This window comes from Burkholderia cepacia complex sp. TUM26381 (assembly GCF_057439935.1).
Genome location: NZ_CM172006.1, coordinates 2,944,231 through 2,964,075 on the forward strand (window position 1 = coordinate 2,944,231; position 19,845 = coordinate 2,964,075).

General features: G+C 68.1%; 16 protein-coding genes. 5 read left to right on the forward strand and 11 right to left on the reverse strand.

Annotated elements, in window-relative coordinates; genetic code table 11:
• Window positions 1-162: 162 nt before the first annotated feature.
• The 3 genes from ACWMMN_RS13840 to ACWMMN_RS13850 are packed head-to-tail and all read right to left on the reverse strand — an operon-like array spanning window position 163 to window position 6,191.
• Window positions 163-1,698 carry an efflux transporter outer membrane subunit gene (locus tag ACWMMN_RS13840; RefSeq protein ID WP_486422763.1) on the reverse strand — a complete coding sequence of 512 codons (1,536 nt, stop codon included), beginning with the start codon at window positions 1,696-1,698 and terminating at the stop codon, window positions 163-165.
• Complete coding sequence (locus ACWMMN_RS13845; RefSeq protein WP_059233323.1) at window positions 1,698-4,898, reverse strand: efflux RND transporter permease subunit; 3,201 nt, start codon at window positions 4,896-4,898, stop codon at window positions 1,698-1,700. Before ACWMMN_RS13845 ends, ACWMMN_RS13840 begins: the two co-directional genes overlap by 1 nt.
• Window positions 4,899-4,913: 15 nt before the next feature.
• Window positions 4,914-6,191 (reverse strand): efflux RND transporter periplasmic adaptor subunit, encoded by a 1,278-nt coding sequence (locus ACWMMN_RS13850; protein ID WP_059233322.1) that lies wholly within the window; start codon window positions 6,189-6,191, stop codon window positions 4,914-4,916.
• A gap of 399 nt (window positions 6,192-6,590) precedes the next feature.
• On the opposite strand from ACWMMN_RS13850, the gene ACWMMN_RS13855 reads away from it, so the two are divergent.
• A complete protein-coding gene (locus ACWMMN_RS13855) occupies window positions 6,591-7,232 on the forward strand; it encodes a TetR family transcriptional regulator (protein ID WP_059233321.1) in 642 nt (213 codons plus the stop codon).
• A gap of 31 nt (window positions 7,233-7,263) precedes the next feature.
• On the opposite strand, the gene ACWMMN_RS13860 is transcribed toward ACWMMN_RS13855, so the two are convergent.
• Window positions 7,264-7,929 (reverse strand): cysteine hydrolase family protein, encoded by a 666-nt coding sequence (locus tag ACWMMN_RS13860; protein ID WP_486422764.1) that lies wholly within the window; start codon window positions 7,927-7,929, stop codon window positions 7,264-7,266.
• Window positions 7,930-8,081: 152 nt separating this feature from the next.
• Here ACWMMN_RS13860 and ACWMMN_RS13865 point away from each other — a divergent pair, with 152 nt between their 5' ends.
• Window positions 8,082-9,107, forward strand: a complete 1,026-nt coding sequence (locus tag ACWMMN_RS13865) for a helix-turn-helix domain-containing protein (protein WP_486422765.1) — start codon at window positions 8,082-8,084, stop codon at window positions 9,105-9,107.
• Window positions 9,108-9,167: 60 nt separating this feature from the next.
• Here the strand turns inward: ACWMMN_RS13865 and ACWMMN_RS13870 are convergent, their stop codons facing one another.
• The 6 genes from ACWMMN_RS13870 to ACWMMN_RS13895 form a co-directional block, all read right to left on the reverse strand.
• On the reverse strand, window positions 9,168-9,875 hold the full coding sequence (locus ACWMMN_RS13870) for an SRPBCC family protein (protein WP_059233319.1): 708 nt from the start codon (window positions 9,873-9,875) through the stop codon (window positions 9,168-9,170).
• 28 nt (window positions 9,876-9,903) lie between these two features.
• The gene (locus ACWMMN_RS13875) at window positions 9,904-10,263 is read right to left on the reverse strand and encodes a DUF427 domain-containing protein (RefSeq protein WP_174993144.1); all 360 of its coding nucleotides are present in this window, start codon (window positions 10,261-10,263) and stop codon (window positions 9,904-9,906) included.
• 131 nt (window positions 10,264-10,394) lie between these two features.
• Window positions 10,395-10,832, reverse strand: a complete 438-nt coding sequence (locus ACWMMN_RS13880; RefSeq protein ID WP_059233317.1) for a carboxypeptidase-like regulatory domain-containing protein — start codon at window positions 10,830-10,832, stop codon at window positions 10,395-10,397.
• 103 nt (window positions 10,833-10,935) lie between these two features.
• Complete coding sequence (locus ACWMMN_RS13885; protein WP_059233316.1) at window positions 10,936-12,420, reverse strand: DegQ family serine endoprotease; 1,485 nt, start codon at window positions 12,418-12,420, stop codon at window positions 10,936-10,938.
• Between the two features lie 112 nt (window positions 12,421-12,532).
• Window positions 12,533-13,879: an ATP-binding protein gene (locus ACWMMN_RS13890; protein ID WP_059233315.1), complete on the reverse strand. Its 1,347-nt coding sequence runs from the start codon at window positions 13,877-13,879 to the stop codon at window positions 12,533-12,535.
• A gap of 3 nt (window positions 13,880-13,882) precedes the next feature.
• On the reverse strand, window positions 13,883-14,545 hold the full coding sequence (locus tag ACWMMN_RS13895; protein ID WP_059233314.1) for a response regulator: 663 nt from the start codon (window positions 14,543-14,545) through the stop codon (window positions 13,883-13,885).
• A 186-nt stretch (window positions 14,546-14,731) separates the two neighbouring features.
• Between ACWMMN_RS13895 and dacB the strand changes: the two genes are divergently transcribed.
• The 3 genes from dacB to ACWMMN_RS13910 all read left to right on the forward strand — a co-directional run bounded on the left by dacB (window position 14,732) and on the right by ACWMMN_RS13910 (window position 18,735).
• Complete coding sequence (dacB, locus tag ACWMMN_RS13900; RefSeq protein ID WP_059233313.1) at window positions 14,732-16,264, forward strand: D-alanyl-D-alanine carboxypeptidase/D-alanyl-D-alanine endopeptidase; 1,533 nt, start codon at window positions 14,732-14,734, stop codon at window positions 16,262-16,264.
• A gap of 330 nt (window positions 16,265-16,594) precedes the next feature.
• Window positions 16,595-17,509 (forward strand): sterol desaturase family protein, encoded by a 915-nt coding sequence (locus tag ACWMMN_RS13905; RefSeq protein WP_059233312.1) that lies wholly within the window; start codon window positions 16,595-16,597, stop codon window positions 17,507-17,509.
• Between the two features lie 95 nt (window positions 17,510-17,604).
• Window positions 17,605-18,735, forward strand: coding sequence for an SGNH/GDSL hydrolase family protein (locus ACWMMN_RS13910; protein WP_059233311.1), 1,131 nt, complete (start codon window positions 17,605-17,607; stop codon window positions 18,733-18,735).
• An 80-nt stretch (window positions 18,736-18,815) separates the two neighbouring features.
• Here ACWMMN_RS13910 and ACWMMN_RS13915 read toward each other — a convergent pair whose 3' ends face one another.
• The gene (locus ACWMMN_RS13915; RefSeq protein WP_486422766.1) at window positions 18,816-19,844 is read right to left on the reverse strand and encodes an L-threonylcarbamoyladenylate synthase; all 1,029 of its coding nucleotides are present in this window, start codon (window positions 19,842-19,844) and stop codon (window positions 18,816-18,818) included.
• Window position 19,845 lies beyond the last annotated feature (1 nt).

The following is a 19,845-nucleotide window of genomic DNA, read 5'->3' on the forward strand; positions in this document are numbered from 1 at the left end:
CAAGCAGGACGCGACGCACCCATCGTCACGACAACGATCCTCTCCCGCACGATTCGACAGTACAAAAGAAAACGCCACGGATTTGCATCCGTGGCGTTTCGCTTACGCGTACAGCCGGTTCGAAGAACAAGCGCGGTTTCCCGCGCCTGCCCTTCCTTGCGCTTACCCGTTCGTCGCTGCCGCCGACGCCGCCGCCGGAGCGGCCGCCTTGTCGTAGTCGACCGGTGCATCCGGCGCGCGCGGCGTCTCGCCGGCGCGCTGGACCCACCCGCCGCCCAGGGCGCGGTACAGGTCGACCAGGTTCGTCCAGCGCGCCAGACGCGCGCTGATCAGCGTCTGCTGCGCCGAGTACAGGTCCGTCTGCGCGGTCAGCACCGACAGGTAGCTGTCGACGCCGTTCTTGTAACGCAGGTCCGACAGATCGAAGCGGCGCTGCTGCGCGTGCTCGTTGCGCTCCAGCGCCGCGATCTGCTGGTCGTACGTGCCGCGTGCGGCCAGGCCATCCGACACTTCGCGGAACGCCGACTGGATCGCCTTCTCGTAGTTCGCGATCTCGATGCGCTTCTGCACGTGCGCAAGATCGAGGTTCGCGATGTTCGCGCCGCCCTCGAAGATCGGCAATGCGATGTTCGGCGCAAACGACCATGCCGCCGTGCCGGCCTTGAACAGGCCGCCCAGCGTCGGGCTCGCGGTGCCGAACGCCGCCGTCAGCGAGATCTTCGGGAAGAACGCCGCGCGCGCCGCGCCGATGTTCGCGTTCGCGGCCAGCAGCGTCTGCTCGGCCTGCATCACGTCCGGACGGCGCGTGAGCAGATCCGACGGCAACCCGGACGGCACGTCCGTCAGCAGGTTCTGCGCGTCGAGCGGCATGCCCGCCGGCAGGTCGTCCGGCAGCGGCTCGCCGATCAGCAGCACCAGCGCGTTCAGCGCCTGTGCGCGGGCACGCGCCTGCGCCTGCTGGTTTGCGAGCGCCGTCTCGACCACCGTCTGCGCCTGACGCAGCTCGAGCTCGGAGCCCGTGCCGTTGTCGAACTGCAGCTTGGTCAGGTCGTACTGCGCCTGAGCGGACTTCAGCGTGTTCTCCGTGACCTGCAGCAGGTCGTCGGTCGACAGCAGCGTCAGGTATTGATCCGCCACCTGCGACACCAGCGAGATCTCCGACGCCTGCCGCGCATACGCGGTCGACAGGTACTGCGCGAGCGCCTGGTCCTTCAGGCTCTGCACGCGACCGAACAGGTCGAGTTCCCACGATGCGGACAGCCCGACGTTGTAGCTGCGCGTGATCAGCGGCTGCTGCGTCGTCGACACACCGGCCGGCAGGCGCTGGATATTGCCCGTGCCCGTACCGTTCAGCGTCGGGAACAGGCCCGCGCGCGTGATCTGGTACTGCGCGCGCGCCGCCTCGATGTTCAGCACCGACACGCGCAGGTCGCGGTTGTTCTTCAGCGCGATCTCGATCAGCCGCTGCAGGCGCGGATCGACGAAGAATTCGCGCCAGCCGATGGCGGTCGCCGCCTGGCCGTTCGCGCTGCGCGCGCCGGCCGCACCCGGCTGCGTCGCATAGACGCCGCCGGCCGGGTACGCCTGCGCGACAGGTGCGTCGGGCCGCTTGTAATGCGGCGCCATCGTGCAGCCCGTGGCAAGGAGCGCGGCGGCCAGTGCGACCGCGGTTGCAGTCAAAGCGTGTTTTTGCATCATCACTGTCCCTTGTTGCCTTCGTCGCCGTTGCCCGGCGTCTCTTCGTGCTTCGCATGCTCCTGAGCCAGACGCAATGCCTCGTCGGCATCTTCCCGCTCGCCGCTGAAAATCGCACGGATCTTCACGAAGAACATCGGGATCAGGAAGATTGCGAGGAACGTTGCCGTGAGCATCCCGCCGATCACGCCCGTGCCGATCGCATGCTGGCTCGCCGAGCCCGCACCGTTGCTGATCGCGAGCGGCATCACGCCGAGAATGAACGCGAGCGACGTCATCAGGATCGGACGCAGCCGCTGGCGCGCCGCTTCCAGCGCGGCTTCGACCGGCCCCATCTTCTCGGTCACCTGCAACTCGCGCGCGAATTCCACGATCAGGATCGCGTTCTTCGCTGACAAGCCCACCGTGGTCAACAGGCCGACCTGGAAGTACACGTCGTTTTCGAGGCCGCGCATCGTCGCCGCGAGCAGTGCGCCGATCACGCCGAGCGGCACCACCATGATCACCGAGAACGGGATCGACCAGCTTTCATACAGTGCCGCGAGACACAGGAACACGACGAGGATCGAGATCGCGTACAGGATCGGCGCCTGCGAACCGGACTGGATTTCCTGGAACGACAGGCCCGTCCACGAATAGCCGATACCGACCGGCAGCTTCTTCGCGAGCCCTTCCATCGCGGTCATCGCCTGACCGGTCGACTTGCCCGGTGCGGCCTGACCCTGGATTTCCATCGCCGACACGCCGTTGTAACGCTCGAGCTTCGGCGAACCGTACGTCCAGTGACCGGTTGAGAACGCGCTGAACGGCACCATCCCGCCCGACCCGTTGCGCACGTACCAGATGTTCATGTCTTCCGGCGTCATCCGGAACGGCGCGTCTGCCTGCACGTAGACCTTCTTGATCCGGCCGTCGGTGTCGAGGAAGTTGTTCACGTACTTCGACGCCCACGCGATCGAGAACGTCTGGTCGATCGCATCCGCCGTCACGCCCAGCGCATTCGCCTTCTCGCGGTCGATGTCGACCTTGTACTGCGGCGTATCGTTCAGGCCGTTCGGACGGACACCCTGCAGCGTCGGATCCTTCGAGGCCATCCCGAGCAGCTGGTTACGCGCGGCCATCAGCGCATCGTGGCCGAGACCGGCATTGTCCGTCAGCTCGAAGTCGAAGCCCGCAGCCGTGCCGAGTTCAGGAATCGACGGCGGGTTGAACGGGATCACGATCGCGTCCTTGTAGCCCGCGTAACGCCCGAACATCCGGCCGATCAGCGCCTGCACCTTCTGGTTCGCATGCTGACGCTGCGAGTAGTCCTTCAGGCGCACGAACACGAGACCGGAGTTCTGGCCGCGGCCCGCGAAGCTGAAGCCGTTGACCGTGAACGCCGACTCGACGATTTCCTTCTCGTCCTTCAGCAGGTAGTCGGAAATGTTCGCGAGCGTCTTCGCGGTCGTTTCCTGCGTCGAACCCGACGGCGTCTGCACGATCACGAACATCAGGCCCTGGTCTTCATCAGGCAGGAACGACTTCGGCAGGCGCACGAACAGCAGCCCGACCGCGACGATCACGACCAGATAGATGATGAGCCAGCGGCCCGAGCGCTTGATCACGTGGTGCACGCCGACGTGGTACTTGTCGCGGCTGTTGTTGAACGTGCGGTTGAACCAGCCGAAGAAACCCTTCTTCTCTTCGTGATGGCCCTGCGGGATCGGCTTGAGGATCGTCGCGCACAAGGCCGGCGTCAGGATCAACGCAACCAGCACCGACAAGATCATCGCCGTCACGATCGTCAGCGAGAACTGCCGATAGATCGCACCGACCGAGCCGCCGGAGAACGCGACCGGCACGAACACGGCCGACAGCACGAGCGCGATACCGACCAGCGCGCCGGTGATCTGGCCCATCGCCTTGCGGGTCGCCTCCTTCGGTGACAAGCCCTCTTCCGCCATCACCCGCTCGACGTTCTCCACCACCACGATCGCATCGTCCACCAGCAGGCCGATCGCGAGCACGAGGCCGAACATCGACAGCGTGTTGATCGAGAAGCCCACCATCGACATGACCGCGAACGTACCGAGCAGCACGACCGGCACCGCGATCGTCGGGATGATCGTCGCCCGCAGGTTCTGCAGAAACAGATACATCACGAGGAACACGAGCACGATACCTTCGAGCAGCGTCTTGACCACTTCCTCGATCGACAGCTTCACGAACGGCGTCGTGTCGTACGGGTACTTCACGACGAGACCGTGCGGGAAGAACGGCGCCAGTTCGTCGATCTTCGCGCGCACGGCCTTCGCAGTGGCGAGGGCGTTCGCGTTGGTCGCGAGCTGGATACCGAGTGCCGCGGTCGGCTGACCGTTGTACTTCGTGTCGAAGTTGTAGTTTTCGCCGCCGAGCTCGATCTTCGCGACGTCCTTCAGGCGAACCTGCGAGCCGTCCTGGTTGACCTTCAGCAGGATGTTGCCGAACTGCGCAGGGGTCTGCAGCAGCGTCGATTCGGTGATCGTCGCCTGCAGCATCGTGCCCGGCGTGGACGGCGTGCCGCCGATCTGGCCGCCCGCGATCTGCACGTTCTGCGCGGCAATCGCGGTCGACACGTCGACCGGCGTGAGGCCGTAGTTGGTCAGGCGGTTCGGGTCGAGCCAGATCCGCATCGCGTACTGCGAGCCGAACAGCGTGACGGTACCGACGCCGTTCAACCGGCTGATCGGATCCTTCACGTGCGACGCCACGAAGTTCGCGAGGTCGTACTTGTTCATGCTGCCGTCTTCGGAGTTGAAGGCGAGCACCAGCAGGAAGCTGCTGCTCGACTTCGTCACCGACAGGCCGAGCTGCTGCACGACCTGCGGCAGAACCGGCGTCGCGAGCGACAGCTTGTTCTGCACCTGGACCTGTGCGATGTCGGCGTTGGTGCCCGGCGCGAAGGTCAGCGTGATCGTCGCGTTGCCCGAGTCGTCACTCGTCGACGACATGTACAGGAAGTTGTCGAGACCGCTCATCTGCTGCTCGATCACCTGCGTCACCGTGTCTTCCACCGTCTTCGCGGAAGCGCCCGGGTAGTTCGCGGTGATCTGGATCGATGGCGGCGCGATCGTCGGATACTGCGAGATCGGCAGCGTGAAGATCGACGCGACCCCGGCCAGCATCAGGATGATGGCGATCACCCACGCGAAGATCGGGCGATCGATAAAAAACTTTGCCATGAAACAGGCTCCCTGTTATTGCGCGCTCGAAGCAGCGGCAGCACTCGCCGGCGCGGCGCCCGATGCAGCGGCACCGGAAGCAGCAGCGGCGCCGGAACCGGCGGCAGCCGGTGCGGCGGAGGCGGCAGCAGCGCCCGGTGCGGCATCGGCCGCCGGCGCGAGCTGGGCGGCAACCGTCTTCACGGTCGCACCCGGGCGCACCTTGTCGACGCCCTGCACGATCACGTGATCGCCCGCTTGCAGACCGCCTTCGACGACCCAGTTCGGGCCCTGCATGCCGGTCGTCTTCAGCGGACGCGGCTCGACCTTGTTGCTGGCGTTCACCACCATCGCGACCGCCTGGCCCTTCTGGTCATGCGTGACGCCGATCTGCGGCACCAGGAACGCGTTCTCGTTCACGCCTTCCTCGATCCGTGCGCGCACGAACATCCCCGGCAGCAGCACGCGGCCCGGGTTCGGGAAGACCGCGCGGATCGTCACCGAGCCGGTGGTCTGGTCGACCGTCACGTCCGAGAACTGCAGCTTGCCCGCTTCCGAGTAGGTCTTGCCGTCTTCCAGGATCAGCGACACCTTCGCCGCGCCCGGGCCGCTCGTCTTCAGGCGGCCGCTCTGCACGTCCTGGCGCAGCTTCAGGCCGTCGAGGCTCGACTGCGTGAGGTCGACGTACACCGGATCGAGCTGCTGCACGGTCGACATCAGCGTGGCCTGGCTCGCCTGCACGTACGCGCCCGGCGTCACTTGCGAAATGCCGACGCGGCCGGTGATCGGCGACACGACATCCGTATAGCCGAGGTTGATCTGCGCGGTGTCGACCGCCGCCTTGCCGGCTGCGACGTCGGCAGCGGCCTGCCCTTGCGTGGCCACCGCGTTGTCGTAGTCCTGCTTGCTGACCGCGTTCGCGGCGACCAGCACCTTGTAGCGCGCGACCAGCGCGTTCTGCGTGACGAGGTTCGCCTGCGCCTTCGCGAGCGTCGCCTTCGCGCTGTTCAGCGCGGCGACGTACGGCGCCGGGTCGATCTTGTAGAGGCGCTGGCCGGCCTTGACGTCGGTGCCTTCGGTGAATTCACGGCGCAGCACGATGCCGTCGACCCGTGCGCGCACCTGCGCGACAAGGAATGCACTGGTGCGGCCCGGCAGGTCGGTGAAGACCGGAACGGCTTGCGGCTGGACGGTGACGACGCCGACTTCCGGCGTTTGCGGCGGCGGTGCCGATTCTTTTTTTCCGCATGCAGCCAGGAAAACCGCGGCTGCCGCGACAGTGATCAAGCGGTATGGAACCCGTTCGACGCGCATGGAGCGACCTCTGTGTATAGCCAATGGAATAAGTGCAGCACCCGGCGGGAGCGCAACACGGATGCGCCTCGCGGCGCAGATCGAACACCTGAATTACTGGACTACTAGATACAGCACGTCGGCACGAGACCTCCGTGCCGACGGGGATGCCGCGAACTGCGGACAGGTACTTTGGCGGGAATCAGCAGAGTGGGATATTAACTGATTGCCACTTGGGTCATTCGATCGTAGGGTGGTATTGTATATACATTCACGAATGTATGTAAAAAGCCCGTTTGTGCCCTGCCGACGGTCCAGTCTTACGGATTGTTACCAGTGGCAAGCATAGCCCGTCTCCATGACGGCTGCGAGGGTTGCAGACCCTATATTCACCTACGACCGATCCATTCAGGCCTGCACATGGTCAGACGTACCAAGGAGGAGGCGCTCGAGACGCGCAACCGCATTCTCGACGCCGCCGAGCACGTGTTCTTCGAGAAGGGTGTGTCGCACACGTCGCTCGCGGACATCGCGCAGCACGCCGGCGTGACGCGCGGCGCGATCTACTGGCACTTCGCGAACAAGAGCGAACTGTTCGACGCGATGTTCGACCGCGTATTTCTGCCGATCGACGAACTGAAGCGGATGCCGCTCGACGCGCCGGGCGGCAATCCGCTCGAGAAGGTCCGGCAGATCCTGATCTGGTGCCTGCTCGGCGTGCAGCGCGACTCGCAGCTGCGGCGCGTGTTCAGCATCCTGTTCATGAAGTGCGAGTACGTCGCGGACATGGAGCCGCTGCTGCAGCGCAACCGCGCGGGGATGAGCGAGGCGCTGCACACGATCGACGCCGATCTCGCAGTGGCCGTGCGGCTCAAGCTGCTGCCCGAGCGGCTCGATACGTGGCGGGCGACCCTGATGCTGCACACGCTCGTCAGCGGCTTCGTGCGGGACATGCTGATGCTGCCCGACGAGATCGACGCCGAGCAGCATGCGGAAAAGCTCGTCGACGGCTGTTTCGACATGCTGCGCTACAGCCCGGCGATGCTGAAGGACGGCGACTGACGGCGCGGCCGCCCCCGCCCCTCCGGCCGGGTCAGGCCGCCTTCGCGCGATGCGCGCGGGCCCGCCGGTTCGACGCAGCCACCGAATCGCGCGCCGGCACCGGTGCGCCGGCCAGTCCCGCGATCCACGCGTCGGTCGACATCACCGCCGCGAAATTCGACTGGAACACCACCGTGTACGCGCGGTGAATCTCTTCGGCACTCGCCGCCCCCGCTTCGTTCTCGTAAGGCAGCGCACCCGTCGCGTCGTCCAGGTATTCGACCTTCAGCCCCGCATGCGCCGCGTGATAGACCGTTGCGGCATTGCAGTTGTGCGTCATGTAGCCGGCCACCACGAGCGTGTCGATCCCGTGCGCGTCGAGCCACGCAGCGAGACCGGTGCCGGCGAACGAACTCGCCTGCGCTTTCTCGATCAGGTGCGCGTACGGCCGGCTGGCGACCACCGTGTGCAGCGCGACGCCGTCGCTGCCGGGCGCGAAGATCGGCGCGCCGGCCGGTGCAACGTGCTGGACCGCGATCACCGGCACGCCGGCCGCATGCGCGGCGTCAATCGCGCGGCCGATGTTCGCGAGCGACACATCGAGCGGCGGATACTCGATCGGCAAACTGCCCGTCACGTATTCGTTCTGGACGTCGATCACGATCAGCGCACGGCGGGCAGCAGGCTGGGAAACGGAAGACGGGACGGCGTTCGACATGGCGGGCTCCTGGTCCGGAGGCGCTGTCCCGCCCCGGAACGGGACAGCCAGCAGCGCGATGCGATGCATTGTCGAGCCGCGTCGCCGGTGCGGACAGTGGCCCGATAGCCATTCTTCGATAGAATCGGGCCATCGCCCATCCGGAGCCCGCCATGACCGCCGCTGCATCACCCGCGTCGCCCGCTTCGCCCGTTCCGACCGCACCGACCGTCGTCGCCGTAATCGCATACGACGGCATCAGCCCGTTCCACCTGTCGGTGCCGTCCGTCGTGTTCGGCAAGGAACGCGACGCAGCCGCGTCGCCCGTGTTCGAGTTCCGCGTCTGCTCGGCCGAGCGCGGCCCGCTGTCCACGACGGGCGGCTTCACGATCACCGCGCCGTACGGGCTCGACGCACTCGACGATGCGGACATCGTCATCGTGCCGGCATGGCGCGACCCGGACGAAGCGCCGCCCGACGCGATGCTCGATGCCGTCCGCGCGGTCGCCGCCCGTGGCGCGCAACTCGTCGGGCTGTGCCTCGGCGCGTACGTGCTCGCCGCGGCAGGCCTCCTCGACGGCCGCCCGGCCACCACGCACTGGGCGTGGGCCGACGATTTCGCGCAACGCTTTCCGCGCGTGAAACTCGATCCCGACGTGCTGTACGTGGACGACGGCAACCTGATGACGTCGGCCGGCACGGCCGCGGGGCTCGACTGCTGCCTGCACGTCGTGCGGCGCCGCTTCGGCTCGGACGCCGCGAACCAGATCGCGCGCCGCCTCGTGATCCCGCCGCACCGCCAGGGCGGGCAGGCCCAGTACGTGCCGCAGCCGGTCGCCGCCCACCCGCGCGATGCGCGGCTCGCGGGCCTGCTCGACTGGGTGCGGGCGCACCTCGACGCCGCGCACAGCGTCGATTCGCTCGCCGAACGCGTGCTGATGAGCCGCCGTACGTTCACGCGCCACTTCCGCCAGGCGACGGGCACGACCGTCACCGCGTGGCTGCAGGCCGAGCGGCTCGCGCGTGCGCAGCATCTGCTCGAAACCACCGGGCAATCGATCGACGCGATCGCGCAGGCGGCCGGCTACGGCTCTAGCGTGTCGCTGCGCCAGCATTTCGCGGGCGCGCTCGGCACGTCGCCATCTGCCTATCGAAGGGATTTTCGCGGCGCCGCGGCCTATGCCGATGCGGGACGGTAACGCCCGCCTCGCGGTCGGCGCGCAGGCCGTGAAGTGGAACCGGGGGAACCGGCCGGCCGCTCAGGCGCCGTTGATCCAGCGCGCCGCATAAAGCAGCAGCGCGACGAACACGATCATCGCCGCCCATGCCCAGACGGGCACCGTGCCGGAACCGCGATGCGGGAGCGCACTGGCGGCACGACCGGTCAGCGCGCCGCCGAGATGCGGCGGCAGCGAACGCTTCGTCGCGGCCACCAGCGATGCCGGCCGCAGGAACACGTGCTGGCGCCGCTGCGCGTGCGAGCGCGCGCGATTCGGCGCGAGGCCGTGCTTCGCCTGCACGACTGCGCAAAACTCGCGGAAGAAGGTGTCGGTCCACTCGCGCAGCGCATTGTCGATCTGTCGCCCCGGCAGCTCGGCCAGCGGCCCGCTCGCCGTCGCCCAGACGACATATTCGATGCGCGTGGCGCTCGCGTCGTCGTCCGGCATCAGCACGAGTTCGACCTGGCCGCGCAGCGCGCCGAGGCCGTCGGCCCGCGCCTTGAAGTTGAGCACGCGGCGCGGCTGCCCCTCCGCATCGCCGTGCTCGGCGGCCGCGTGCGCGCGCACGTCGTAGCGGGCGCGCAGCGGCCCGAGCGGCACCGTGATCGTCAACGCGAACTCGCCGTGTGCGAGTTTCACGAACGATTCGCAATGGTCGAAGCTCGCCCGCAGCAATGCGAGATCTTCAAGCGCATCCCGCACGACAGGCGGCGCGAGCGGTACGCGTAACGTGTCGTTCAGTTCCATGACGCCTCCCCGATGAACGCGCGCCGCATCAGGACGTCTCGACGAGACTGTCGATCCGTGCGGCATCGAAGGCGACGTAGTGCGCAAGCACGGACGCCGCCTCCTTCGGTTCTTCGTAACTCCATGCGGCGTTCTCGATCACGCCGTCTTCGGTCTGCAAATCGAAGTGCACGGCTTGCCCCCTGTACGGGCAGGCCGTCGTGGTGCCGGATTTCACGAGCCGGCGCATGTTGACGTCGCTGCGCGGCAGGTAATGGATGTCCGGGAGCCCCGTTTCGCGCACGGTCAGCGCGCCATGCGAATCGGCATACGTGATGCCGCGATGAATCACGCGCACGCGATGACGGTTCGGCACGATTTCGAGTCGAGGGTCGGCTGCATCGGACATCGTTTCTCCTTCGGGCGGCCGGCGGGCCGGGGGCAGGAAACGAAAAAAGCCACGGCACGGGTGCCGTGGCTTTCATTATGGGCGAAACTTCGTCCGATTGCGCGACCCGCGCCCGGGCCGCGCGCGGCGTGCTACTGCGCGCTCCACTGGAACGCGGTTTTCGCGCCGCCCTTCGCGCCGACGGTGACGGCGCGCGACTCGTCGTTGCCCTGGTACGACGCATGCACCGTATAGCGCCCGGGCGGCACCTGCACGAGCATGTACGGCCCGCGCGCGTCGGTCTTCAGCACCTCGGCACCCTTGCCGTCGACGATCCGCACATGGACGTCGGCCAGGAACTCGCCGCCCTTGCCGGTGAAGCGCAGCGCCAGCGGCCACTTCGCTTCGTTGCGCTGGAACGCCGTCGATTCGTCCTGCCCGACGCCGCCGGACACGAAGGTGACGTCGCCCTGCTGGCGCGCGGCGGGCAAGCCGTCCGACTGCGCGTACGCGCCGGTCGCACCGGCTGCGAGGCCGGCGGCCAGCGCCGCCGCGACGGCAAATCGGGACACGTTGCGTAGATATTGCATGGCTCTCTCCTTGGGGTCGGAACACATACGGGGCGCTGCGTCACGCGACCGAGCGGCGGCGGCGCCCGCCGCGGCCGGCCTGGCCGGCCGTCGGCCATACCGGTCAGCTCAGGTCGACCGGCACGAAGATCTGTGCATTATCGCGCTGGATCAGCAGAGCAAGACTGTTGCCCGCTCCCTTGACCGCGTCGCGCAACTGCTCGGGGCTCGTGACCGGGCGGCCGTTGACCGCGAGGATCACGTCGCCGGGCTGGATGCCCGCGTTGGCGGCCGGCCCGCCGGCCTGCTGCACGATCAGCCCGTGCGACAGGTTGTCGGCACTGCGCTCCTGCGGCGACAGCGGCCGCACCGCGACGCCCAGGCGGCCCTGCTCGACCGGCCCGCCGTCGTTCGACGCGAGCTTCGCATCGGCCATCGCGCCGAGCGTCACGCTGAGCGACTTCTTCGACTTGTCGCGCCAGATCTGCAGGTCGGCCTTCGAACCGGGCTTCAGGTTCGCGATCTGCGCGGGCAGCGACGTCGAATCGGCGACCGGCGAACCGTTGACCGACAGGATCACGTCGCCCGGCTGCAGGCCGGCCTTCGCGGCCGGACCGTTCGGGTCGACCGAGCTGACGAGCGCGCCGTCCGGCTTCGGCAGCCCGAACGAACTCGCGAGCGTCTGGTTCAGCCCCTGCACGGCGACGCCGAGGCGGCCGCGGCTCACGTGGCCCGTCTTCACGAGCTCGTCCTTCACCTTGATCGCCTCGTTGATCGGGATCGCGAACGACAGGCCCTGGAAGCCGCCCGTCTGCGAGTAGATCATCGAGTTGATGCCGATCACCTCGCCCTGCAGGTTGAACAGCGGGCCGCCCGAGTTGCCGGGATTCACCGGCACGTCGGTCTGGATGAACGGCGTGTAGTTCTCGTCCGGCAGCGCGCGCGACTTCGCGCTGATGATGCCCGACGTGACCGTGTTGTCGAAGCCGTACGGCGAGCCGATCGCGACGACCCACTGGCCGACCTTGCTCTGCGCCGGATCGCCGATCTTCACGGTCGGCAGGCCGCTCGCGTCGATCTTCAGCACCGCGACGTCGGACTGCTTGTCGGCGCCGACGACCTTCGCCTTGTATTCGCGCTTGTCGGTCAGCTTGACCGTGACGACGTTCGCGCCGTCGATCACGTGCGCATTGGTGAGGATGTACCCGTCGGAGCTGATGACGAACCCGGAGCCGAGGCTCGCGCTCGGCTGGTCGTCCGGCTGCGCGTCGCCGCCCATGCCCGGCACCTGGCCGTAGAAGTGCTTGAAGAACTGGTAGAACGGGTCGCTCGGGTCGATCGGCAGCTGCGGCTGCTGCACGCGCCGCGACACCTGCTTCACGACGTGCTTCGCGCTGATGTTCACGACCGCCGGGCCGTAGGTCTCGACGAGCCCGGAGAAATCGGGGATGCCGGTCTTGGCGGCCGCTTCGGCCGGCATCAGTGCGGCAGCCTGCGCGGGCGTGATGATCTGCGGATCGGCGCGACGGGTGCCGGCGAAATAGCCGGCCGACAGGGCGGCCGCCACGGCGACCGCGACGGCGCCGCGCGCAAGGAATCGGGTGTTCATCGTAGGACCTCCTCTTTGTTAGGACGCAGCGTAACGACCCTGACTTAAAGGAGGCTTAATCAGCCTTAAGCGGGGCTTAAGCGGCCGCCGGCGCCCGCCCCGGCGGCACGCTTCACACGGATTCGGACGGCTGCGGCGCCTGGGCCGGCATCTCGGCATCGCGGAACACGACGCTGACGAGCAGGCCGCCCGCGGCCGCATCGCCGAGTGACACCGTCGCGCCCTGCTGCGCCGCCACGCGCTTGACGATCGCAAGCCCGAGGCCGCTGCCCGACACGTCGGTGCGTGCACGTGCCGTGCTGTCGCGATAGAAGCGGTCGAACACGCGCTCGCGCTCGTCCGCCGGAATGCCGGGCCCGCTGTCGCCGATCTGCACGCACGCGCGGCCGGCCGCGTCGCTCGTCAACGACACGTCGATGCGGCCGCCGTCCGGCGTGTACTTCACCGCGTTGTCGAGCAGGTTGCCGAACATCACGCGCAGCGCGCCGACGTCCGCAACGACGCTCGCCGCACGCGTTTCCTCGAAGCCGAGATCGATGTTGTGCCGCTGTGCGAGCGGCGCATGCGCGGCCACGCATTCGGCGAGCAGCGCCTGCAGGTCGACCGGCTCGCGCATCGTCGCGCCGTCCGGCTCGGCGCGTGCGAGCGCGAGCAACTGCTCGGTGAGGCGCGTCGCGCGCGACACGCCGTCCTGGAGATCCGCGACCGCCTCGCGGCGCGATGCATCGTCCTTCGCGCGGGCGACCAGCTGCGCCTGGATCTGCACGGCCGCGAGCGGCGTGCGCAGCTCGTGCGCGGCGTCGGCGACGAACGCCTTCTGCGTATCGAGCGCGGCCGACAGCCGCGCAAGCAGCCCGTTCAGCGCGCGGACGAGCGGCTGCACCTCGAGCGGCAGGCGCGCGTCGGGCAACGGATCGAGCGCTTCCGGCCGACGCGCCTCGACCGCGCGCGTCACGCGACCGAGCGGCGCGAGCCCGCGACCGACGATCACCCACACGGCAGCACCGAGGAACGGCAGCAGCACGATCAGCGGCCACAGCGTGCGCAGCGCGACGTTCGCCGCCAGCCGGTTGCGCACCGACAGCGGCTGCGCGAGCTGCACGACGTTGTCGCCGACGATCGCACCGTACACGCGCCACTCGCCGCGATCGGTGCGCTCGGTCGAGAAGCCGAGTTCCGCCCGCGGCGCGATCGGCGCACGCGGATGCGAGAAGTACATCAGCACGCCGTTGCGGTTCCAGATCTGGATCACGATGCCTTCGTCGCCGTTGGTGCGCGAGCCGAACACCTGCGAGAACGGCTCCGACGGCAGCGCCGCGGCGATTTCCTGCAGCTGGTAGTCGAACAGTTCGTTCGCTTCCGCGAGCGCCTGCCGGTAGATGAGCCAGCCCGCGATGCCCACGCCCGCGACGACGATCGCGAGCAGCCAGATCAGCAATTGATGACGAATCGACCTCACGCGTCAGCTTTCCTTGACGACCATGTAGCCGAGCCCGCGTACGTTGCGGATCAAGTCCGAACCGAGCTTCTTGCGCAGCGCGTGGATGTAGACCTCGACCGTGTTGCTGCCGATCTCCTCGCCCCAGCCGTACATCTTTTCCTCGAGCTGGCTCTTCGACAGCACCGCGCCCGGCCGCGCGAGCAGCGCCTCGAGCAGCGCGAACTCGCGCGCGGACAGCGCGACGGGCACGCCGTCGAGCGTCACCTGGTGCGAAGCGGGATCGAGCGTCAGCGCGCCGTGGCGGATCAGCGACTCGCTGCGCCCGGCCTGGCGGCGGATCAGCGCGCGCATCCGCGCGCCCAGTTCGTCGAGGTCGAACGGCTTGACGAGGTAGTCGTCGGCGCCCGCGTCGAGCCCCTTCACGCGGTCGGCGACGGCATCGCGCGCGGTGACGATCAGCACCGGCAGCGACAGCCCGCGTGCGCGCAGCGTGCGCAGCACGTCGATGCCGTCGCGCTTCGGCAGGCCGAGATCGAGCAGCAGCAGATCGTACGTCTCGCCGCCGAGCGCCGTGAGCGCCGCGTCGCCGTCCTGCACCCAGTCGACCGCAAAGCCGTCCGAGCGCAGCGCCTTGCGCACGCCCTCGGCAATCATTCGATCATCTTCGACAAGCAGTATCCGCATCGGGACAGGCATCCATGGAGCGAGTCAAACACGCCGACCATTGTAGCGCCGCGAATCGCGTGCGCGGCACCCTGCAATGCAACAGTAAGGCGGACTGCAAGGGGGTTGCGCGGACTTGTCTCTACAATGTGCGCTTCGGCGCCGCCGCGCGCCCTGCCCGAACCCCTGCTTTTCCCGTATTCGCCCATGCCGATTTCCGATCTTTCCACCCGGTTCGCCCCCCGCGCCCGCGTCTGCCTGCGCGCAGCAGCCGTCGTCGCCACCTGCACGGCCCTCGCGTTCGCGCCGTCCGCGCAGGCCCGCAAGAAGTCCCACAAGGAAGCGCGCAAGGCCGTCGTCGTGTCGCCGGCCGCGCGCGCGGCCGGCCTGCCGGCGTCCGTGCTCGTCGCGCTGCAACGCGCGAAGGTGCCGGCCTCGGCGATGAGCGTCGTCGTCGAGCGCGTCGGCGATCCCGAACCGCTGATCGCGTGGAATGCGAGCCGGCCGATGCTGCCGGCCTCGACGATGAAGCTGGTGACGACCTTCTCGGGCCTGTCGATCCTCGGCCCCGACTACCGCTGGCGCACGACCGCGTACGCCGACGGCACGATCGACCCCGACGGCACGCTGCAGGGCAACCTGTACATCAAGGGCACCGGCGATCCGAAGCTCGTGCCCGAAGAGCTGATCGACCTCGTCGACAAGCTCCGCAAGGCCGGCGTCAAGCGCGTGGCCGGCGGCCTCGTGCTCGACAAGAGCTATTTCGCGGCGTCGACGCGCGACCTGCCGTCGTTCGACGACGACGCCAGCGCACCGTACAACGTCGGCCCCGATCCGCTGCTGTACGCGTTCAAGGCGGTGTCGTTCACGGTCACGCCGGGCGACGACGGCAAGGTGGCCGTCGACGTGCTGCCGCCGCTCGCGGACCTGTCGATCGACAACCAGCTCGTGGAAGGCTCGGGCTCGTGCAGCGCGGCTGCCGCGGCCGCGCGCCCGACGCTGACGGCCGGCGGCGGCATCATGACCGCGTCGTTCGCCGGCGACTACCCGCTGCGCTGCGGCGCGCACACGACCAACCTCGCGATCCTCGATCACACGACGTTCTTCGCGCGCGGCTTCCTCGCGCTGTGGCAGCAGGACGGCGGCACGATCGCGGGGCCCGTGAGCGAAGGCAAGGTGCCGACCACTGCGCGGCCGCTCGCCGTGCATCACAGCCCGGTGCTCGGCAGCATCGTCTACGACATCAACAAGTTCAGCAACAACGTGATGGCGCGCAACCTGTTCCTGACGATCGGCGCGGTCAGCGGCAAGCCGCCCGCGACGCCCGAGCAGTCGAGCCGCGCGATCCAGGCGTTCCTGCAGAAGAGCGGCATCGCGATGCCCGACCTCGTGCTCGAGAACGGCTCGGGCCTGTCGCGCGAAGAGCACGTGAGCGCGCTGTCGCTCGCCGCCCTGCTGCAGGCCGCGAACGCGAGTCCCGTCGCGCAGACGTTCGTCGATTCGCTGCCGATCGCCGGCATCGACGGCACGATGAAGAACCGCCTCACCAACGCCGGCGTGCTCGGCAACGCGCACATCAAGACCGGCACGCTGCGCGACGTGCGCGCGATCGCCGGCTATGTCGGCGGGGCCGACGGCAACAGCTACATCGTCGTCAGCTTCATCAACAACGATCACGCGGAAGGCGCGCGCGCCGCGCACGACACGCTGCTCGAGTGGATCTACGCGGGCGCGCACTGAAGCGCAACGCCGCCCGCAGCGGGTCGCCCTGACGGGCGACCCGCGCAGCCCCGCACCACCTCGCAAGCGGAATTCGGCGCTGCGCGGTTTGAAACGCCCCCCGCCGCCCACGCACGACGCCCCGCCCAAAAACCGCCCCCACAAAACAGGGCCACACCGCCCGGCCCCGTGCCGCGCGGCTTCCGTAGAAACCCTGTCCTCAGAGGGAACCCTCTACGCTGCCCCCTCGCCTTGCGCGTGGCGATTGCGTAGGCTGTTGGCCTGACCGATATCTACAACGGGCCACACGCCCGGCCTCATGGCTTGCAGGGGAAAGAAGGAGACACGCCCATGCGATTCGACGTCGAATTGCTTCTGCTCGCGCTGGCGCCCGTCTTCCTGCTCTGCATCGCGTGGGAGGCCTGGCACCTCGCCCGCACACGTGCGCAGGACCATGTCTACGCATGGCGCGACACGCTGTGCAACGCGGCGCTCGCCCTGATGCACCAGGGCGCCGACAAGATCGCGTGGCTGTTCGTGATCCCCGTCTATGCGTACTGCTACCAGCACTATCGCCTGTTCACGTGGCACGACAGCTGGCTGTCGTTCGCGGTGCTGTTCGTCGCACAGGATTTCCTCTACTACGTATTCCATCGCGCGAGCCATCGCGTGCGCTGGCTGTGGGCCGCGCACGTCGTGCACCACTCGTCCGAGCGGATGAATTTCTCGACCGCGTTCCGCCAGAGCCTGATGTACCCCGTCGCGGGCATGTGGGTGTTCTGGCTGCCGCTCGCGTTCGCCGGCTTCCCGCCGCAACAGGTGGTCGGCATCGTGCTGATCAACCTCGCGTTCCAGTTCTTCGTGCACACGCAGGCGATCGGCAAGCTCGGCTGGCTCGAGTACGTGCTGAACACGCCGTCGATCCACCGCGCACACCATGCACGCAACGCGCGCTACATCGACCGCAATTACGCAGGCGTCCTGGTGATCTGGGATCGCCTGTTCGGCAGCTATGTCGAGGAGACGCCCGACGATCCGCCGCAGTACGGGATCGTCGAGCGGCTCGGCTCGAACAACCCGCTCGTCGCGACGTTCCACGAGTGGGGTTCGCTGGCGGCCGACGCGTTGCACGTCGACGGATGGCGCAACAAGCTGCGCGCGATTTTCGGCCCGCCCGAATGGGCGAGCGCTTATCATGCGCAGATCGCCGAGGCCGCGAACCAGGATCCGCGCACCGTCCCGCTGGCAGCTGCGCGTGACCAATAAACCGTTTTAGCCAACGGCCGCCGCGCAGCCCGGAACCGAGCAGGCACGCGGCAGATGAGAAACACATCAGGCCATATCTACGAGGAGATCGAACGATGCAGACACAACAACACGCACCTTCCCGCACCCGTCAGCGCATGCTGCGCACCGCGCAGGTCGCGATCGCCGGCGCCGCGCTCGCGCTGCTCGCCGCGTGCGGCGGCGGTGACGACAACAACAGCAGCAGCGCATCGAACACGCCGCCGTCGGGCGTGAAGATGCAGGTCGTGTCGTTCGGCGACAGCCTGTCCGATGCGGGCACCTACTCGCAGATCAAGCTCGGCTTCGGCGGCGGCCGCTTCACGACCAACCCGGGCCAGGTGTGGACGCAGAACGTCGCGCAGTACTACGGCGACACGCTGCAGCCCGCGAACCAGGGCGGCTTCGGCATCCCGCTGCAGGCCACCGGCGGCCTCGGCTACGCGCAGGGCGGCTCGCGCGTGACGCAGCAGCCGGGCATCGGCCACGCGGACGCCAGCGTGCCGAACGCCGACTTCGCGCAGGCAACCACGACGCCGATCGCCGACCAGGTCAAGCAATACGTGTCGCAGCACGGCAGCTTCAACGGCGGCCAGATCGTGCTGCTGAACGGCGGCGCGAACGACATCTTCTACCAGGTCGCGGCGCTGCAGGCCGGCGCGATCACGCCGACGCAACTGCAGCAGAACATCGGCGCTGCCGCGCAACAGCTCGCGGGTCTCGTGCAGCAAATCGTCGCCGCCGGCGCGACGCACGTGTTCGTGTCGAACGTGCCGGATATCGGCGGCACGCCGCTCGCGCTGCAAGGCGGCACGCAGACGACCCTCACGCAACTGTCGATGCTGTTCAACGGCACGCTCGCCGCGACGCTGCAGGCACTCAAGGTCGACACGACCAAGTACGTGCTGCTCGACACGTTCACGTGGCAGGACGGCATCCTCGCGAACTACAAGGCGAACGGCTTCGCCGTGTCGAACACCGACACCGCCTGTAACCTGAAGGCGATGGTGCAGGCCGCCACGCAGTACGGTGTCGCGAATGCAACCGCATTCGGCTCGTCGCTGTTCTGCTCGCAGCAGACCTACACGGTCGCGAACGCGGACCAGACCTACATGTTCGCCGACACGGTCCACCCGACGACGCGCCTGCATGCACTGTTCGCGCAGTTCGTCGAACAGCAGATCGCGAAATCCGGCGTCGGCAAGTAAGCCGCCGGCCACGCGCCCAAACGAAAACGCCCGACCGGTTTGCCGGTCGGGCGTTTTTTATTCGTCAAGCGAAACGGGTGTCAGTCGCGTGCTTCGAACGCGGCCGCCGCGCGGCCGAGGCGATCGTTGACCGCGATCCATTCGACCGTTTCGGGCAGCTTCTCGACGAGAATGCGCGCAACCTGTGCACGATCGAGCGCACGCAGCATCCCGTACAGGTCGCGCGCATAGGCTTGCGGATCTTCCGGCGCCGCGACGAAATGCACGCCGTCGGCCTGCGCCCAGCGCCCCGCGCGCGACGCACGGGCGACGAGCGCGACGCGTTCGCCGTCGGTTTGCGCAGCCGCGAGCAGCGGCTCGAGCGCGTCGAACGGCAGCAGCGCGAGCGGCGTGCGCGGCGCGTAATGCGCTTTCAGCGTGCCCGACGCGCGCGGTGCGGTCGCATCGCTGCCATCCGGCAGCTGCGGCGCACGGCCGAGCACGTCGGCGAGCTGTTGCGGCGTCACGTGGCCCGGGCGCAGCAGCGCCGGGAAACCGCGCGACAGATCGAGGATCGTCGATTCGATGCCGACTTCGGATGCGCCGCCGTCGAGCACGTGCACGGTGTCGCCGAATTCGTCGCGCACGTGCTGTGCGGTCGTCGGACTCACGTGGCCGAACCGGTTCGCGGACGGTGCCGCGACACCGCCGTGGCCGCCGCGCCGCGCGCTGAACGCGGCCAGCAGCGCCTGCGCGACCGGATGCGACGGGCAGCGCAGCCCGACCGAATCCTGCCCGCCGCTCACGGCGTCCGGAATGCGCGCATGGCGTTTCAGGATCAGCGTCAGCGGGCCCGGCCAGAATGCATCGATCAGCGCGTGCGCATCGGCCGGCAGTTCGTCGGCCCAGTAGCCGGGATCGCCGCCCGGCGGCAGATGCACGATCACCGGATGGTTCGCGGGCCGCCCTTTCGCCGCGTAGATGCGCGCGACGGCTTCGGGATTCGCCGCGTCGCCGCCGAGCCCGTAGACGGTCTCGGTCGGGAACGCGACGAGCTGCCCCGCGTCGAGCAGCGCAGCGGCCGCGTCGATCTGGGCGAGCGTCACGGACTTCGGGAGATCGATGGACATC

Bases quoted from the DNA above. Each gene is read 5' to 3' on its own strand.
- ACWMMN_RS13885 (WP_059233316.1), bottom strand. From the start codon at position 12,420: ATGAACACCCGATTCCTTGCGCGCGGCGCCGTCGCGGTCGCCGTGGCG.
- ACWMMN_RS13880 (WP_059233317.1), bottom strand. From the start codon at position 10,832: ATGCAATATCTACGCAACGTGTCCCGATTTGCCGTCGCGGCGGCGCTG.
- dacB (WP_059233313.1), top strand. From the start codon at position 14,732: ATGCCGATTTCCGATCTTTCCACCCGGTTCGCCCCCCGCGCCCGCGTC.
- ACWMMN_RS13845 (WP_059233323.1), bottom strand. From the start codon at position 4,898: ATGGCAAAGTTTTTTATCGATCGCCCGATCTTCGCGTGGGTGATCGCC.
- ACWMMN_RS13855 (WP_059233321.1), top strand. From the start codon at position 6,591: ATGGTCAGACGTACCAAGGAGGAGGCGCTCGAGACGCGCAACCGCATT.
- ACWMMN_RS13875 (WP_174993144.1), bottom strand. From the start codon at position 10,263: ATGTCCGATGCAGCCGACCCTCGACTCGAAATCGTGCCGAACCGTCAT.
- ACWMMN_RS13870 (WP_059233319.1), bottom strand. From the start codon at position 9,875: ATGGAACTGAACGACACGTTACGCGTACCGCTCGCGCCGCCTGTCGTG.
- ACWMMN_RS13840 (WP_486422763.1), bottom strand. From the start codon at position 1,698: ATGATGCAAAAACACGCTTTGACTGCAACCGCGGTCGCACTGGCCGCC.
- ACWMMN_RS13915 (WP_486422766.1), bottom strand. From the start codon at position 19,844: ATGTCCATCGATCTCCCGAAGTCCGTGACGCTCGCCCAGATCGACGCG.
- ACWMMN_RS13850 (WP_059233322.1), bottom strand. From the start codon at position 6,191: ATGCGCGTCGAACGGGTTCCATACCGCTTGATCACTGTCGCGGCAGCC.
- ACWMMN_RS13905 (WP_059233312.1), top strand. From the start codon at position 16,595: ATGCGATTCGACGTCGAATTGCTTCTGCTCGCGCTGGCGCCCGTCTTC.
- ACWMMN_RS13895 (WP_059233314.1), bottom strand. From the start codon at position 14,545: ATGCGGATACTGCTTGTCGAAGATGATCGAATGATTGCCGAGGGCGTG.
- ACWMMN_RS13860 (WP_486422764.1), bottom strand. From the start codon at position 7,929: ATGTCGAACGCCGTCCCGTCTTCCGTTTCCCAGCCTGCTGCCCGCCGT.
- ACWMMN_RS13910 (WP_059233311.1), top strand. From the start codon at position 17,605: ATGCAGACACAACAACACGCACCTTCCCGCACCCGTCAGCGCATGCTG.
- ACWMMN_RS13865 (WP_486422765.1), top strand. From the start codon at position 8,082: ATGACCGCCGCTGCATCACCCGCGTCGCCCGCTTCGCCCGTTCCGACC.